The 16619-nt window shown below is 73.5% G+C and carries 15 protein-coding genes; 5 read left to right on the forward strand and 10 right to left on the reverse strand.

Annotated features, from left to right (window positions below):
• The 10 genes from LP52_RS09135 to LP52_RS09180 all read right to left on the reverse strand — a co-directional run.
• Window positions 1-609 (reverse strand): MFS transporter (locus tag LP52_RS09135; protein WP_040272458.1); only part of this gene is annotated, 609 nt, incomplete at its 3' end.
• Entirely contained in the window at window positions 610-2136 is a 1527-nt protein-coding gene (locus LP52_RS25715; RefSeq protein WP_052809636.1) for a pyridoxal phosphate-dependent aminotransferase, read from the reverse strand.
• Window positions 2115-3035 (reverse strand): NAD-dependent epimerase/dehydratase family protein, encoded by a 921-nt coding sequence (locus LP52_RS09145; RefSeq protein ID WP_040272460.1) that lies wholly within the window; start codon window positions 3033-3035, stop codon window positions 2115-2117. The genes LP52_RS25715 and LP52_RS09145 overlap by 22 nt, the downstream gene beginning before the upstream one ends.
• 2 nt (window positions 3036-3037) lie before the next feature.
• Entirely contained in the window at window positions 3038-3715 is a 678-nt protein-coding gene (locus tag LP52_RS25720; protein ID WP_052809637.1) for a class I SAM-dependent methyltransferase, read from the reverse strand.
• Complete coding sequence (locus LP52_RS09155; protein WP_157036284.1) at window positions 3712-4437, reverse strand: class I SAM-dependent methyltransferase; 726 nt, start codon at window positions 4435-4437, stop codon at window positions 3712-3714. Before LP52_RS09155 ends, LP52_RS25720 begins: the two co-directional genes overlap by 4 nt.
• Entirely contained in the window at window positions 4434-4988 is a 555-nt protein-coding gene (locus tag LP52_RS09160; RefSeq protein WP_040272463.1) for an NADPH-dependent FMN reductase, read from the reverse strand. The genes LP52_RS09155 and LP52_RS09160 overlap by 4 nt, the downstream gene beginning before the upstream one ends.
• A complete protein-coding gene (locus LP52_RS09165) occupies window positions 4985-6319 on the reverse strand; it encodes a TldD/PmbA family protein (RefSeq protein WP_084723048.1) in 1335 nt (444 codons plus the stop codon). Before LP52_RS09165 ends, LP52_RS09160 begins: the two co-directional genes overlap by 4 nt.
• Entirely contained in the window at window positions 6316-7734 is a 1419-nt protein-coding gene (locus tag LP52_RS09170) for a TldD/PmbA family protein (RefSeq protein WP_052809638.1), read from the reverse strand. Before LP52_RS09170 ends, LP52_RS09165 begins: the two co-directional genes overlap by 4 nt.
• Window positions 7731-9512 (reverse strand): tetratricopeptide repeat protein, encoded by a 1782-nt coding sequence (locus tag LP52_RS27660; protein WP_040272467.1) that lies wholly within the window; start codon window positions 9510-9512, stop codon window positions 7731-7733. Before LP52_RS27660 ends, LP52_RS09170 begins: the two co-directional genes overlap by 4 nt.
• 776 nt (window positions 9513-10288) lie before the next feature.
• Window positions 10289-10945, reverse strand: a complete 657-nt coding sequence (locus LP52_RS09180) for a TetR/AcrR family transcriptional regulator (protein ID WP_040272469.1) — start codon at window positions 10943-10945, stop codon at window positions 10289-10291.
• A 173-nt stretch (window positions 10946-11118) separates the two neighbouring features.
• On the opposite strand from LP52_RS09180, the gene LP52_RS09185 reads away from it, so the two are divergent.
• From LP52_RS09185 to LP52_RS09205, 5 genes are all read left to right on the forward strand, one after another.
• Window positions 11119-12354: a styrene monooxygenase/indole monooxygenase family protein gene (locus tag LP52_RS09185; protein ID WP_040272470.1), complete on the forward strand. Its 1236-nt coding sequence runs from the start codon at window positions 11119-11121 to the stop codon at window positions 12352-12354.
• Window positions 12351-12875: a flavin reductase family protein gene (locus tag LP52_RS09190; RefSeq protein ID WP_202966080.1), complete on the forward strand. Its 525-nt coding sequence runs from the start codon at window positions 12351-12353 to the stop codon at window positions 12873-12875. The genes LP52_RS09185 and LP52_RS09190 overlap by 4 nt, the downstream gene beginning before the upstream one ends.
• A 23-nt stretch (window positions 12876-12898) precedes the next feature.
• Window positions 12899-14302, forward strand: coding sequence for an FAD-binding oxidoreductase (locus LP52_RS09195; RefSeq protein WP_084723049.1), 1404 nt, complete (start codon window positions 12899-12901; stop codon window positions 14300-14302).
• 345 nt (window positions 14303-14647) lie between these two features.
• Entirely contained in the window at window positions 14648-15487 is an 840-nt protein-coding gene (locus LP52_RS09200) for a 2-amino-3,7-dideoxy-D-threo-hept-6-ulosonate synthase (protein ID WP_040272471.1), read from the forward strand.
• A gap of 21 nt (window positions 15488-15508) precedes the next feature.
• Window positions 15509-16612 (forward strand): 3-dehydroquinate synthase II, encoded by a 1104-nt coding sequence (locus LP52_RS09205; protein WP_040272473.1) that lies wholly within the window; start codon window positions 15509-15511, stop codon window positions 16610-16612.
• The last annotated feature ends 7 nt before the right edge of the window (window positions 16613-16619 follow it).

Genomic DNA, 16619 nt, shown 5'->3' on the forward strand with positions numbered 1-16619 from the left:
CACCAGCGCCGCGCAGCAGGCCAGAGCCGCCGTGGCACCCGTAGCCAGGAACGCGACAAGGTAGCTGGAACTTTCGGCCACGGCGACGGCCAGGGCAGGGCTCAGCACAGCCGCTGCGAAGTTGGCGGCACCGAAGTAGCTCATCGTCTGTCCGCGTAGGCTGTCGGGACCGTACTTGCCGGCCCAGCCGCCCGCCGCGGTCGTGAAGATCGCCAGACCCGCCCCTTTGACCAGCCATACCGCGGTGATGGCCGGCAGGTTCTCCGTACTGGGGATGACGGGGGCGGTGACGACCCACAGCAGTCCACCCGCCAGAAGGAACAGGCGCTCTCCGTAGCGGTCGATCATCCATCCGAGCGCCAGCCGCGCAGCGAGGGCGGCGACTGCGCCCGAACCGAAGACCACCCCGATCACCGACTCCCGGTAGCCGAGCCCCTCCAGGTAGAGCGGGATCAGCGGGGTATGCGCGAAGACCGACATCCAGAACGCGAAGGTGGCCAGCGTCACCACGAGGAACCGCGGAGCCAGCAGTACGTCCCGCGGGGAAACGGCCTCCTCCCCCGCGGCCGCGGGCGCCGGCGCCCCGGGTGCCGGGTTCGTCTCCTTCATCTACTCCTCCGCCACGTCGTCGTCTCGTTCGCCCTCCAGCGACCGCAACGCACGGAGCAGGGCGCGCTCCGCACCCCGCCCCTGCGCTGCGAGCATTCCCACGTTGGCCCGCACCCGCTCGCCGCCGCGGTCCCCGAACAGCTCGCCCGGCATCGTCCGCACCGACAGCCGCTTCTCGATCCGCGCGGCCGCGGCACGGCCGGTGGGCGCCGCCGGCAGCCACAGGTAGGGGCCGGCATGCGGGCGCGGCACCTGCGGTGGCAGGCGGTCGAGTGCGCCGCGGACCTGGTCGCGCACCGCGGAGACGATCGCGTCGCTGTGGGCGAGCAGGTGGGCGGCCGCAAGCTGGGAGTGGGTGGGCGGGGACATCGCGAAGGTCCAGTGGGCGGCGGTGACCTCCGAGACGAGGTGGGCGGAACCGTGGACCCAGCCGACGCGCAGGCCGGCCGCGGCGTGGCGCTTGGAGACGCTGTCGACGACCACGGTCCGGTCGCCGATACCGGCTGCGCAGGGCCCGCCCGTCTCGGCCGAGCCCTGCCAGGCCAGGTCGGTGTAGACCTCGTCGCTGACGACGAACAGGTCGTGCGCTCGCGCCTCGGCGGCGAGCAGGGCGAGATCCTCCGGATCCGCCACCCAGCCCGTCGGGTTGGCCGGGCTGTTCCACACGATCGCGCGGGCTTCCGGGGCCCGCGCGAGCGCACCGGCGTTCAGCCGCTCGCCGGCTGCCGGCGCGGGGTAGGGGATCGCCCGCAGGCCGAGCCTGCGCAGCACGGACCGGTAAGGCGGGTAGCCGGGGTCGGGCACCAGCACGGCCCCGCCCGGGGGGACCAGGGCGGCGAGGACCGCCGTCAGACCCATGGAGGCCCCCGCGGTCACGGTCACCTCGCGGTCCGGGCCGACTCCGCGGGCGCCGAGCCAGTCGCGCAGGACTCCGCGCAGCCGGGAGTGGCCCTCCGGAGGGCAGTAGTGCGCGGCGGGCTCCGCCGGGCCCCCGAGCGCCTCGTCCAGGCGGCTGTGGCGGGGCAGCACGATCTGGCCGAGGGCGAGGTCGGTCACCGGCTTGGCGACGGAGCGCGTCCCGGCACGCGACCACGACGCCGCGGCGCTGTCGGGTTCCGGGGGGCGGCGGACGTCGTCGGCACCCAGAGCGCGCGCCATCCGCTCCAGGTGGCGGAAGCCCCGCGCGACGCAGCCGGGGTCGCCGTCGAGGTCGACGGTGACCTGGCGGTCGGCGAGCACGTCGCCGCGGCCGGTGCGCCCGTAGTCCGGTCCACCCAGCAGAGCCAGCCCGTTGACCAGGCTTCCCGGAGCGCCCCCGCACACGGCGGTGCCGCGCAGGGTGAGTCGGCGGGCCTCGCGCACTTCGCGCAGCAGGGCGCGGACGCGGTCCGCGCCGGCGTCGGCGTCGTCGTGCTGCGGGCGGGCGGCGAACATCGGGAGGGACTCGGCGGACAGCAGCCGTGTGCCCTGCGGCAGGGGGGAGCCGTCGCTGCGCAGGCCGGAACTCAGGACGAGGTGGTCGTACACGCCGCCTCCTCTCGTGCCACCTCGCCCGCCAAGGCGGCGATGCCTTCCTCCAGCGGTATCTCCGGGGCGAACCCCAGGACCGTGCGCGCGCGGTCGATGTCCAGCGGCGGTACGCGCAGCGGCGGAGCGGCGGCGTGTACCCGGGCCCCGGGCACCACGTGCCGCAGCACCCCGGCGAGTTCGCCGGCCGTGTGGACCCGGCCGGCGCCGATGTTGAACACGCGCCACGGCGGCGCGTCGTCTTCCGCCGCGCGCAGCATCGCGCGCGCGGCGTCAGCGGCGGCGAGGTACTCGGCGCAGCCGAGCAGCGGGGGCAGGGCGACCTCCTCGCCCGCGAGCAGGCGCCGCACGACCGAGGCCAGGGTCGCCGACAGCAGCGCGCCGCCCCCGCCCCCCGGACCGCCGTATATGCCGGCGAAGCGCAGCGCGGTCACCGCGAGGCCGCTCCCGCCGGCGAAGGTGCGGGCCAGCGTCTCGGCCGCGAGCTTGCTGGCTCCGTACAGCGACCCGGGGTCTCCCGCCCGCTCCTCGGCGAGGGGACGGTCCGGGTCCGGGGCGGACCAGTCGTAGACGGCCAGGCTGCTGGCCAGGATGACGCGGCGGACCGAGCACCGGCGGGCGCACTCCAGCACGGAGACCGTTCCGGCGACGTTCACCCCCACCGCCAGCGGTGGTGCGGCGTCGACCTTGCGGCCGATGACGCCCGCGGTGTGCAGGACGGCGTCGGGGCGCCAGTCGCCGCACACCTCCATCAGGGCGGGGGTGTCGGTGACGTCGCAGCGCACGGCGTCGAGTGCGGCAGTACGCACGTCGGCCAGCAGCACCTCGTCGCCACGCTCTCGGGCCGCGCGGGCGACCGCGGCGCCCAGGGTTCCCGCCCCGGTGACCAGTAGCCGCATGTTCACAGCTCCTCGCGGCGCACGGCGCGGGTGAGGATCAGCTCGCTGAGTGCGGGTGCGGCGTCGAGCATGCGCGCGGCACGGCCGCCCTGGTTGGAGCCGATGGTGCGGACGGGGGTGAAGCCGGTGCGCCGCAGCAGCCCTTCGAGGGTGGCGCGGTTGAAGACCCGGATGTGCCCGCCGTGCCGGTCGGCCGGACTGGCTCCCCACATCGGCAGCGGCGCGCCGCGCAGCACGCGCCAGCGATTGCCGAGGCTGTTGAGGTTGGGGCTGCTGACGACGAGGACGCCGCCGGGGCGCAGCACCCGTGCCAGGTCGCGCAGGAAGCCCTCGGTGTCGAACAGGTGCTCGATGACCTCGCATGCGTGAACCGCGTCGACCTCGCCGTCGGACAGCGGCAAGGGCTCCTCCAGGTCGTGTTCGAGGACCTCGACTCCCCGCTCGCGTGCCTGAGCCGCCATCACCGAGTTGAGCTCGACCCCGGTCACCCGGTGTCCGAGCCGCTGCAGCATCAGTGCTATGTAGCCGCCCGCGCAGCCGACGTCGAGCACGTGGGAGGGCGGTTCGGGAAGGGAGTCGGAGAGGAATTCGAGTCGGCGGGGCAGCTGGAAGAGCCCGCGCTGCTGGCCCGGGGTGAGCGTGCCTTCCGGCCCGCGGATGTAGTCGGCCTTGGCTGTCATATCGGCTCCTCGGTGCGGTTGCGGGAAGGGGCGCCGACGACGGAGACGTCCAGTCCGCACTCGTCGACGGGGAGGTGGGCACAGGCGCGGAAGACGTCCCGATCCGCGACCGCCTCCTTGTAGCCCAGCAACTGCTCGGCGAACAGGGGCATGGCCGTGTCGTGGGCGAGCACGAGCGCACCGGGGACCGTTCGGGGCAGCGCCGCCTGCAGCAGCGGCAGGTAGACGGCTTTGCGGGTAGCGGGGTCGTCGGCGTCCAGCAGCAGCAGGTCCCAGTCGGCGGCGGTCTCCAGGACCTCTCGGCCGTCGCGCTCCTCGATGCGCACGCCGACCCGACCGTCGAGCGCGGCGAAGTTCCGCCGGGCACCGGCGCACGCGGCGGCGTCGATGTCGGCGCCGACGTACTCGCCGCCTCGTCCGTCGAGCAGGGCACGCCCCGCCAGCCAGACCAGGGTGTTGCCGTAGTAGGAACCGATCACCAGCAGGCGGTGGGGCGCATAGGCGTCCCCCACCGCGAACAGCAGCCGGGCCATGATCGGCGTTATCGAGGTCTGGGGCACGTGGAAGCTTCGGCGGACGCGGCCGCGGAGGGCGTGGAAGGCGTCGCGGTCGAAGGAGGCGCCGGGAGGCAGCAGGCCTGCTCCGGACAAGCGGTCCGTGATCGCCTCGACCGCGTCGTCGGCGGCCGCGGCCGACATCCGCCGCCCCTGCGCCGCCGTCACGACGCCGCCTTCGCGTCCGAACCGGCGAGCAGGCCCACGTAGCCGCCGAAGCGGCGCAGGTCGCGGCGCAGCCCGGAGACGTCGGTACGGTTGCGCGGATCGCCGATCACCATCGAGTGCGGCGCCCACCAGGCACCCACGGCGCTCACCACTTGGCGCAACTGCTCCTCGCCCGCGTAGGCGGAGGAGTCGTTCATTCCGACGATGAGCCCTGCCACGGTCCGGTCGCGCCAGGGCTTCGCCCCCACGAGATCGAAGAGGTTCTTCACCGGGCCGGAGAGTCCGTTCCAGTAGGCCGGAGCGGAGACGACGATCACGGAGCTGGAGTCCAGCGTCGCGGTGACCGAGTCCAGTTCGGCACTGGCATAGCCCTCCGGCGGGCGTCCGTCCCACCACGGAAGCTCGACCTCGCGCAGGTCGATCCAGGCGGGATCGCGGCCGGCGGCCCGCACGCCGCGTTCGACTTCGCGCAGCATCTCGCGGGCGGCTGAGCGCTCGGTGCTGCCCGGAGCGGGTTTTCGGCTGCCGCAGACCAGGGTGATGCGTGTCATGGCTTGCCTTCCTTTCCGGGGAACGCCGCCCCTTCGACGAGCAGGCTGGGGGAGCCGGCGTTGACGCCCGCGCCCGGCCAGAACTCCAGGTCCGCGCCCACCGCGCGGACGTTGTGCAGCACCTTCCACAGCGAGCCGCTCGTCAGGGGACCGGCGACAGGGTGGGCCGGCGCGCCGCCGATGACGCGCCGACCGCGCACGGTGAGCGCGATGCGGGGGCTGCGGGGGTCGGCCGCCAGCAGTCCGCCGACCTCCGTCACCAGCACTCCGTCGTGCAGGTGCGCGAGCAGTTCGGGCAGAGTGGCCCTGCCCGGGCGGACGAAGAGGTTGCTCGGTCCGGGCCGGGGCACTGCCCGGTAGCCGCTGCGCCGCGCGTGGCCCCTGCCGACGCCGGGGGCGTCCAGGCTCCGTGCGCGCAGGCCGTGCTCCACCAGCTCCGCGCGGCGGGCGGGCAGCCCCTCGCCATCGGCCGGCGCGCTCGCCAGTGCTCCGGGAATCGTCGCGTCGTCGGCGACGGAGATCGCCGGCGCGGTCACCCGGGCGCCGGGGCGGCCGCGTCCCCGCGCATCGCCGGCGGACAGCGGACCGGCGAGGCGTCCGATGATCCGTGCGGCGGCCGCCGGAGCGAACACGACCGGGACTCCTCCAGGGGGCGGCGACGCGTCAGCGTCGAGGGCGATCCGCGTGGCCGCGTCGGCGCCGGCCGCGTCGGCGCGGAGGTACCGGGGGGTGCGCGACCAGCAGGATGCGGTGGTCGAGGTGGAGCCGTCCCCCACCTCGGCCCAGAGGAAGTGCAGGCCGCTGCGGTAGGCGGCGCGGACGCCGCGCGAGTTGGCGACGGCGACGGCCTTGAGCTCGACGCCGTACTGGCAGCGCAGCACGGTCGCCTCGCCGGGCGCCTCCGCTGCGGCGGCGAGCTCGGCCAGCCGCTCGCGCGCGGCGGCGGCGGACCACTCCTGCACGCCCGGCTCCCACAGTCCGGCGTCGCCGACCGTGCCGGAAGCGTCCTCGGGGGCGGGCAGTACCGGCGCGGTTCCGGACGCCGCCTCGGCCGCCCCGCAGGCCGCGTCGGCGCGGTCGAACGCCTGGGCCGCCGCGGAGGGGCCGGACAGGGTGGCGTAGGCGAAGCCCACCGCGCGGTCACGCACCACGCGGACCCCCATGCCCCGGGTCCGCGACTCGCTCACCGACGGGTCGGCGCCCCGCCGCTGCGCCAGCGACAGCGTGTGCTCGTCGCACACGTAGGCCTCGACGCCGTCGGCTCCGACTGCGGTGCCGTGCTCGACCACGGCGTCGGCGGCCTCGATCAGCGGTGCGGTCTCCGGCATCATCGCCCCCCGACTGCGGCCGCGGGGACTCGGATGGTCGGGGCCCCCGCGGAGACCATGGCTTTCTGACCGTCCTTGGTGCACACGAGCGGGGTCACGGTGAGGTCTGGTCCGACCCGGTCGACGGAGGAGAGCAGTTCCGGCGCCCGGCCGGAGACGGTGACCTGACGCAGGGGTTCGCAGACGCGTCCGCGCCGGATGCGGTAGCCCTCGGTGACGCCGAACTCCACCGTTCCGGTGACCGGGTCAGCCAAGCCGCGGCCGAACTCGCGGGCCAGAACGCCCTCCCCCGTCTGCGCGACGATGTCGCCGGGGTCGTCGGTGCCCGGGGCGAGAAGCAGGTTGGTCATGCGGGTGGCGGGCGGGCGGCGGAACCCGGGCCGCCGGCCGTTCCCCGTGCCGGCGACGCCGGCGCGCAACGCGGCGGCGCGGTCGTAGAGCAGCGATACAAGGCGTCCTTGGTCGACCAGCACGGTGCGGGCGGCGTCGGCGCCCTCGTCGTCGAAGAGCGCCGTGGCCCAGGCGCCGGGCAGGGTGTGGTCGTCGACCACGGTGACGGCGGGCGGGGCCACCGTCCGGCCGAGGCCGCGGGCCAGGGGCGACTGCTCCGCAGGAGAGACTGCCGCCTCCAGCAGGTGGCCGCATGCCTCGTGGACGAACGCACCGGCCGCGCCGCCCTGCATGACGACCGGAAGGTCGCCCGCGGGCCCCTCGCGCGCGTCCAGGAGCCGCACGGCCTGGCGGGCCGCGCGGTCGGCCGCGGCGGCCGCCCCCGCCTCAGCGAGGAAACGCGCGAAGCCGCCGCCGACTCCCGGCGCACGGGTTCCGACGGCGGTGCGGCCGCGGCCGTCGCGCGCCCCGACCCGGACGTGCAGCCGGGTCCGCTCCCGCCGTTCGGATCGGCCCACGCCCTCGGACGTGCAGATCTGGATCCGGTGAAGGCTTTCGAACCAGGTGGTCCGCACGCTGGCGATGCGCGGGTCGGCCTCGCGTGCGGCGGTTTCGGCCATGCGCATCAGGTCCAAGCGCGGGGCCCAGGCCACGCTGCATGGGCGGGCGCGGTGGACCGCGGCGCCGAGGGCGGGCGTCGCAGGCGTGTGGTCTACGGTCTCCGCCCCGGCGCCGAGGCCGCGCAGCGCAGCTGACGCTGCGGCGCGCAGCCCCTCCGGACTGAGGTCCTCGGTGCTGCAGAAGGCGCTGCGGCCGCTGCGCACGGCGCGGAAGCCGGCTCCGCACTGCCATCCGCTGGAGACGTCGCCGACTCCGCCGTCGCCGGATGCGGCCGAGCGCGAGTCGCGCTCCTCGACGAAGGCGTCGGCGTACTCGGCACCGCCTCGCCGCAGCTCGCCGAGCAGCCGCGCGAGGAGGTCGCGCGGAAGTACCTCGGTGGCGCAGCCCCCCGAGGTCGGCGCCGTCACGTCGCCACCCTGCCCGCGGCGGCCGCCCGCGGCGAGGAATCGCCGCCCGCGGAGGGCTGGGGGCCCGCCAGGTAGACGTTGAGGTTGACCTCGGGTGTGGGCTCCAGGTCGATGCCGGGGATGTAGGCGGGCAGCTTCGGCGAGGGCGGCGACGGCGGCTCGGCGAGGTCGTCCTCGACCTCCTGCAGCGCGTGGTGGCCGGTCAACCGCAGCCAGATCCGCACGGTCCGCTCCAGACGGGGCCGCCGCTCGCGCCGGGCGGCGGCGCACAGGCCGCGGGCGTGCTGCAGGCAGGCGAGCGGATCGCGCAGCTCCCACGCCTGCATCAACCCGGCGCGGAAGTGCTCGAGAGCTTCGGCGGTTTCGCCCAGGTCGAGGCTGACGAAGGCGAGCGCATAGCGAATCCGCTCGGCCTGGAACCGGTCGTGCCGCGACGCGGCCTGCTGCAGAGCCTCGCGCAGCGACGCCGTCGTCTCCTCTCGCCCGGCCTTCCATTCCAGGACGCCGACCCGGTAGCGGTAGATGGGCTCGAAGGCCCCGGCGTTGGCGGTCTTGCCGAGGAACTGGCCGAAGGCCCGGTGCCAGAAGTCGATCGCCTCGTCGAAGCGGGCGAGCATCTCCAGCACGAAGGCCGTGTTGGCCAGCAGGTTGTGCCGCAGGTAGACGTGCCGGGGCTCGCTTCCCCGCGTGGCGAGCCGGAAGGCCGCGACCTCCTGGCGCATCACGTCGTGCAGCCGGCTCTGGCGCTCCTCGGGAGGACAGGCGCGAGCATGGAGGGAGGCCACGAGGGCGCGGCCGTTGAGCAGCCAGGCACGTTCGAACTCGGCGTCGTCGGCGTTCCAGGCGGTTTCGAGTTCCTCCAGGCCGGCCCGGTACTCCTCGTCGGCCGCGTCGAGGTCGTACCGGCGCTTGGTGATCAGCAGGCCGGTGAGGTAGTGCAGGTGCGCGCGCAGCTCCGGGCGCCGCGCCGCCTGGAGGGCCGCGCCAAGGGCGGCGACTCCGCTGTCGACCTCGCCGATGTTGGCGTCGCACAGGCCGACCAGGCGCAGCAGGTCCGCGGTGGAATCGCCGGGGTCGCCGCCGTCGAGCACCGAGCCGGCGAGCAGGTAGGCGCGGTCGTAGTTGTGCTCGACGAGCGCCTCGGCGACGGCGGTCACGGCGTCGGGCCCCTGATCGGCGGACCCGGAGCCGATTCGGGGAAGGACGGGGGCGGCGGTGCGCAGGGAGATCGTCCGGGGCTGCCACTCCAGTCGCAGCCGCTCGAAGAGTCGGCGCCGGGAGCGCGCAAGACGCGGGGCGAGACCGCCGCCGTCGTCGGGCTCGGGGGCCTCCGCCAGTGGGTCGCCGAGGCAGATGCCGACGACGCGGAAGCGGTCGTCCCGGTCGGAGAGCCACAGAAGGCGGTTGAGCACACGCAGCGAGGGGCGGTCGACATGGTCCAGGGCGGGCACGGCGACGGTCACACCGCGCTTTCCCGCCAGCCTGCGCAGTGCGCGGAGCAGGAACATCGCGACCATGTCGATCTTCACGGCGGACTGCAGCGACTCGCGGCTGATCCGGCGCACGATGGCATAGGTGACGGCGTGCGCCTCCAGAGCGGAAGGGCGCAAGCCGGTCTCGCCGAGGAGGGCGGGGTCGAGGAAGCGCAGGCCCTCGCGGTCACGCTCGTCGAGCACGAAGTCGCCGGGGAGTTGCTCGAGGACGGTGCGGGCGAGCTGCGCGGCGACCGCGACCGAGGGCAGCGAGGACGCCGCGTCGGCGCCGTCGGCCACGACCACGAGGCGCTCCGTGGTCGAGGAGATTCTCGAAACGGCATCGGAGCATTCCTCCGCGCGCACTCCGGTAAACCACACGGCTTCCCGGGGAAGCGAGTGAGAGGTATGATTATCGCTGCCGGAAGCCGTCGGGTCGAGGGCCTCCTTGACGGCGTCTTCGATCAAGTGTCGATACTGCATGCCGCTCATCGGTGTTCGTCCTTACTCGTGACCCGAAACGGAAACCCCGGCCAAGGCCCATGGGGTAGATTCGCCCTACCCCATGGGCCGCGGGGCCGCTACCACGCGATGGCGCGCTGCGCGGTCTCGACCTCGTCCTCAAGGGCGTTCTCGTCGACGTCGGCCTGCGCCAGCAGGTCGTCGATCGCCACAACCAGGTCCTCAGGCAGTGCGGACATTCTCTCATTCACCCCCTTCCCATTCTGCTTTTATCGACTCGATCCCGATCGGGACGCTGACAAGACTAACCTCGCGCGATCCGCCGGTGTCAACAGATTCGATATCGGCCATTCCGGAGACACGTTTTTCCGCCATATCGATCCCCCGGATCGAGAGGATTCACCGAAGAATCTGGCGTGATCGCGTGATGCATTTCCGCAGGAGTCTCGCCAGGGGCGGACGGTGCTGTGCGGCGCTTCTCGGCGGCCTACGCGGCCACGGGGAGCGCGCAACGCGCCGATGGAGGCACTCCGGGTGACGTCGGTCGTGCGCGGCCAAGGCCGCCCGCGGTGCGGGCGGGGCCGTCGGCACCCGCCCGGGGGCTTCGGCGCGCTGCGGACTCAGGAATCCGCGGCGTCCGCGGGCCGGCGCTCCAGCCCCGCGACGAGGGTGTCGAGCGTGTCCCCGATCCGTTCCAGACCGACCTCGCCGACCTCGCGCTGATAGGTGACGAGCGTCGCGGCCAGGGGAGCCAGCAGAGCGTCGGCCATCACATGGGCGTCGACGTCGGGGCGAGCCCGCTGGAGCAAGCTGCTGACGTGGGCGTGGTGGACGCGGTAGGCCCCTGCCGTGAACCGCGCGTAAGGCTTGTTGATCTCGGCGGTGACGAGCAGCGGCCCCTGGGACGCCACTCGGTGCAGCAGCTCGCGCAGGAATGCGCGCAGCCGGTCGAAGGGTGCGGCGCCGGGGCCCAGGGGCGGTGGACCGCCGATCACCGCGGCCTGCAGGGAGCGCTCCTCCTCGTCCAGCAGCGCGAGGGCAAGGCCGCCCTGGCTGCCGAACCGGCGGTAGAGCGTGCCCACGCCGACGCCTGCCGAAGCGGCCACGTTCTCCATCGCCAACCCTTCGGGGCCCTCGGCATCGAGGATCCGCGCCGCCGCATCGAGAATGCGCCGCCGGTTGCGCGCGGCATCGGCGCGCTCGGCCGGAGGGCTGTCGTACATGGGCAGCTCGGCGCGGGACCGGCGGGGCGTCGGGGTTTCGTCGTCCTCCTCCACGCTCCTCCTCCTTGCTCTTCGGACACCGCCGGACCAGCGGCGGCAGGGCCAGCGTAGTGGAACCCCTTCCACTTGGCCTTGCCGAACGAGCCCCGCGGAGCTAACGTCTAATCGGAACCCGTTCCGCTTAAACCTTCCGTGCTTGCACGGACACGAAAAGGAGCGCAGGCGTCATGGCGGACATCGGAATCATCGGAAGCGGCGTCGCCGGACTGCATCTGGGGCTGTTCCTGCGTCAGCACGACATCCCCGTCACGATCTACAGCGACCGCTCGCCCCAGCAGATCGCGGAGTCCCGGCTGCCCAACACCGTCGCCCACCACCACGCCACCCTGGAGCGCGAACGCGCACTGGGCGTCGAGCACTGGGATCCGCAGAAGTACGGCTACTTCGCGAACCACCACTACCTGGGCGGCCCCCGCCCGCTCGCCTTCCGCGGCGACCTGCGCGCACCGGCCCGCGCCCTGGACTACCGCATCTATCTGCCCACGCTGATCGAGGACTTCCGCGAGCGCGGCGGCGGGTTCGAGCTGCGCCCGATCAAACCGGAGAACGTCGTCGACCTCTCCAGCAGACACGACATCGTCATCGTCGCCTCCGGCGGCACCGGGCTGAGCGCGATGTTCCCCAAGCGGGCGGCGGCGTCGCCCTACGAGCTGCCGCAGCGGCGGCTGTGTGCTGCCCTCTTCCACGGGGTGGACCACCCCGACCCCAAGGGGATGTCGCTGAGCGTCTCACCCGGCCACGGAGAGCTGCTCGAACTGCCGATGTACTCCTTCGCCGGGCACGTGACAGCCCTGCTGTTCGAGGGGCTCCCCGAGAGCGAGCTGGCCGACCCGGCCGACGCCGATCCCGGAGAAGACGCCGAGGCCTTCGAGCGGCTCGTCCTGGAGCGCGTCCGGACCCACTTCCCGGGCGTCTACGAGCGCATATCCCCCGCCGAGTTCCGGCTGACCCGGCCCGAGGACGTGCTGCGCGGCGGGCTGGTGCCGACCGTCCGCGAGGACTACGCGCGGCTGCCCAACGGCAAGTACGCGCTGTCCCTCGGCGACGTCCACACGGTCGTCGACCCCATCGTCGGTCAGGGCGCCAACTCGGCCTCCTACTCGGCGTGGGTCACGGGGGAGGCGATCCTGGAGGACCACGGCTTCGACGCCCGCTTCTGCGAGAAGGTCGCCCGGAGGCGCGCCGAGCGCACGCTCGCCGCCGCCGAGTGGACCAATCTGATGCTGCGGCGAAGCGCGGCACCCCACGTCCTGGAGCTCTTCTCGGCGATGGCCGAGGATCCGGCGCTCGCCGAGGAGATCACCGACAATTTCAACCGCCCCGAGCGGCAGTGGGACATCCTCAGCACCCCCGAGCGCACCCGCGCCTACCTGCGTGCGCGCGGCAAGGAGGTGCAGCCGTGAACGCGTCGGGCACCGCGGCGCCCCCGATGCGGCCCGACCCGCGGGAGTTCCGCCACACCATGGGCCGGTTCGCCACCGGCGTCACGCTGATCACCACCCGCACCGACGAAGGCGTCCACGCCATGACCGCGAACGGGTTCCTGTCGGTGTCGCTGGAGCCTGCCGTCGTCCTGGTCTCGCTGGGGACGCATACGCGCATGGCCGACCTGCTGCGCCGCACCGGACGCTACGGCGTCAACGTCCTCGCCGAGGATCACGAGGCCCACTCGCGCCGGTTCGCCGGCCAGGACACTCTGGGCTCCCCGGCCGAGTTCGCCGACGCCGGCGGGATCCCCCTGCTGTCGGGGGCGCTGGCGCACGTCGGATGCCGCGTGACCGCTCACGAGCATGTGGGCGACCACGTGCTCTTCTTCGGCCGCGTGTGCCATCTGGACCACCGCGAGGGCGAGCCGCTGGTGTTCTACACCGGCCGCTACCGCGTCTTGCACGCCCAATCCGATCAGCACAGCTTCACCCACTGACCGCACGAAAGGAGTGGCGGACTGTGAGTACCGCCGAGGAGCCCACGACCGAGGACCTCCACGACAGCGCACTGCGCCTGCGCTCCCGGTTGCGCGGGCGCCTGCTGCAGCCGCAGGACGAGGGGTATGCCGCAAGCACCGCCGGGCACAACACCGTCCTGACGCACCGCCCCGCCCTCGTGGTCGCCGCCGCCTGCGCCGAGGACGTGCGCGAGGCGGTGCTGTTCGCCGGCCGGCACGGGCTCACCGTGGCCGTGCAGGCCACAGGCCACGGTCAGGCGGTCTCCTGCGACGGCGCGCTGCTGATCTCCACCGCCGCGATGGACGGCGTCTCCGTGGACCCCGCCGCTCGTACCGCGCGCATCGAGGCCGGCGCACGCTGGGAGGCGGTGATCGCCGCCGCCGCGGAGCACGGGCTCGCTCCGCCCAGCGGCTCCTCCCCGCGCGTGGGCGCGATCGGCTACACACTGGGCGGTGGGATCGGCCCGCTCGGCCGCGCTCACGGCTACGCTGCCGACAACGTGCGCTCGTTCGAGGCCGTCACCGCAGACGGCACGGCGCGCCACGTCTCCGCAGACCGCGACCCCGACCTGTTCTGGGCGCTTCGGGGCGGTAAGGGCAACTTCGGCGTCGTGACCTCGATGGTGATCGACCTGTTCCCGGTCGAGCGCGTCTACGGCGGCGGCCTGTTCTTCCCCGGGGAGTACGCCGAACCGCTGCTGCGCTCCTACCGCACCTGGGCCAAGGCGCTGCCGGAGGAGATGTCCGCCGCCTTCGCGCTCGTGCGCTTCCCCGACGCCCCCGCCGTTCCCGCCGAGGTGCGCGGGCACTTCGCGATCCACCTCCGGGTCGCCTACCTCGGCGCCCCCGAGCGCGGAGCCGAACTGCTCGCCCCGATGCGCGAGGCGGGACCCCTGCTGCTGGACACCGTCGCCGAGATGCCCTTCACCGAGGTGGGCTCCATCAACAACGACCCCACCGAGCCCGGTCCCTACTACGAGCGTTCCACAGTGATCGGCGACCTCGGGCCGGAACCCGCCGGAGTGCTCATGGAGCTCGCCGGCCCGCACGCACGATGCCCGCTGCTCGTCGTCGAGCTGCGGCCGCTGGACGGAGCCCTGGCCCGCCGCCCCCGCCCCGGCAACGCCGTGGGCAACCGGGGCGGGGGCTTCGCCGTGTTCACCGCGTCCGTGCCCGTTCCCGACGCCTCCACCGTGGCCGAATACCAGGACCGGCTCGTCGGCGCGCTGGCACCCTACGGGACCGGAGGCCCGTTCCTGAGCTTCCAGTCCGCCGAGGAGGCGTCGCAGGAGCAGGTGCGGGCCGCCTACGAGGCGGCCGACTACCGCGAACTGTCCCGGCTCAAGCGGGCCTACGACCCGGGCAACGTCTTCCGCCACACCCACAACATCCCGCCCGCTCTCTGAGCAAGCGCAGGCCCCGGCGAGCAGGGGCACCGAATCCCGTATTTCCGGGATCCGCGCCGCAGCGGCCGTCTGCCCATAATGAGCGCATCCGGGGTCTTGGGATCCCGGGGTTTCGGCGGAGGGCGGACCGCCGCCGAAACCCCGCCGAACCCAGCGCGGGCCGCGAGCCGAATCGCGGCCGGCACCCCGCACCGGAATCCGCTCGATCGCCCTCCCCGTCCGCGCCGCAGTCCTCCCGGACACCGACCGCAACGCACCGAGCGTCGGCGCTTCCGCTGCTCGGCACCGCCCGGGAGCCGACGGCCCGCCCCGGTCAACGGAGCGCCGACTACTAGGAGGAATCCCATGGCGGTGCACCAGACGTTCGCCGCGAAAGTGCGCTTGGCCCGCCTGCACCGGCACGGCGACGGCCGACTGCTCGTCGTGCCGCTCGACCACTCGGTGGCCGACGGCCCCGTCGCCGCCGGACAGAGCATCGACCCCCTCGTGGGCCAGCTGGCCCGCAACGGCGTCGACGCCGTCGTCCTGCACAAGGGCCGTCTCCGCTCGCTGCAGCCGGGCTGGTTCACCCGGACCTCGCTCATCGTGCACCTGAGTGCCAGCACGCGCCACGCCCCTGATCCCGACGCGAAGTATCTGGTGACCGACGTGGAGACCGCGATCCGCCTGGGCGCGGATGCGGTGAGCGTCCACGTCAATCTGGGGTCGCTGGACGAACGCAGCCAGATCGCCGACTTCGCCGCCGTCGCCGACACCTGCGCGCAGTGGAACATGCCGCTGCTGGCGATGATCTACCCCCGCGGCCCGCAGATCACCGATCCCGCGGACGCCGAACTGCTCGCCCACGCGGCGTCGCTGGCCGGCGACGTGGGCGCCGACATCGTGAAGCTCCCGCGCCCGCGGACCGCCGCGGAGACCGAGGACCTGGTGCGCAGCTCCCCGGTGCCGGTCATCACGGCGGGCGGCCCGCGCGGCACCGCCGAGGACGTGCTGTCCGGTGTGTCCGAGGTGCTGAGGGCCGGTGCCGCGGGGGTGGCGATGGGACGCAACATCTTCGCGGCCCCGGACCCGGGGAACATGGCCCGGCGCGTCTCCGACCTGGTCCACTCCCCTTTGCTGCGCCCCCGCGGCCCCGCCGGCCTCTCGGGCGCAGGCGCCGGGTTCCGGCCCGGCGACTGGAACTGACATTCCGACCGAGGAGAAGCCGTGAAACTCTGCTGGCTGGACATGCGCGGCAGCACCGAGTCAGCCTCCGCCCTACGCGAAGAGGCGGTCCATCAGCGCCTCGACGGCATCGTCGCCGCCGAAGCGGCCGACCTGGACGACCTGCCTCCGACCATGACGCGCATCCTGTTCCCCGAGGGCGGCCCCATGCCCGACGACGTGGGACGGGCCGACATCGTCGTCGTCGACCCCGCGGTCCACGGCGAACCGCGCGTTCTCGCCGAACGCCACCCGGACGTGGAGTTCGCGCGGTTCGTCGACGTTCACGACTCCGAGACCCTGGAGGCCGCCTGCGAGGCCGCTCGCACCGAGCGCTGGAGCGTGCTGCGCTTCCGTGATCCCACGAAGATTCCGCTGGAGATCGTCATCGCCGCGGCGGCCCGCGCCGAGGGCGGAATCGTCACCGAGGTCGCCGACGTCGAGGAGGCCGAGATCGTCTTCGGAGTTCTCGAACACGGGTCCGACGGCGTGCTGATGGCGCCGAGCGCCGTCGGCGACCCCACCGCGCTCCGGGCCGCCTCGGCCACTCAGAGCAGCAAGCTGGACCTGGTGGAGCTGGAGGTCACCGCGACCGCGCACGTCGGGATGGGCGAGCGCGCCTGCGTGGACACCTGCACCTACTTCGGCAAGGACGAGGGCATTCTCGTCGGCTCGCACTCGAAGGGCATGGTCCTCTGCGTGAGCGAGACCCACCCGCTGCCCTACATGCCCACACGCCCCTTCCGGGTCAACGCCGGGGCCATCCACTCCTACACCCTGTCCGCCAACGAGCGGACCCGCTACTTGAGCGAACTGAAGGCAGGGAGCACGGTGCTGGCGGTCGACATCGAAGGCCGGGCCCGACCGGTGGTCGTGGGCCGGGTGAAGATCGAGAGCCGTCCTCTCATCTCCGTCGATGCCGTCGCGCCCGACGGCACCGCCGTCAACCTCATCCTGCAGGACGACTGGCACGTGCGCGTGCTGGGCCCGGCGGGCGCGGTGCTCAACAGCACCGAACTGCAGCCCGGCGACCGCGTCCTGGGGCACCTGCCCACCGAGGACCGGCACGTGGGCTACCCCATCGACGAGTTCTGCCTGGAGACCTGAACCGGCC

The sequence above is a fragment of the Streptomonospora alba genome (assembly GCF_000826685.1).
GTDB lineage: Bacteria > Actinomycetota > Actinomycetes > Streptosporangiales > Streptosporangiaceae > Streptomonospora > Streptomonospora alba.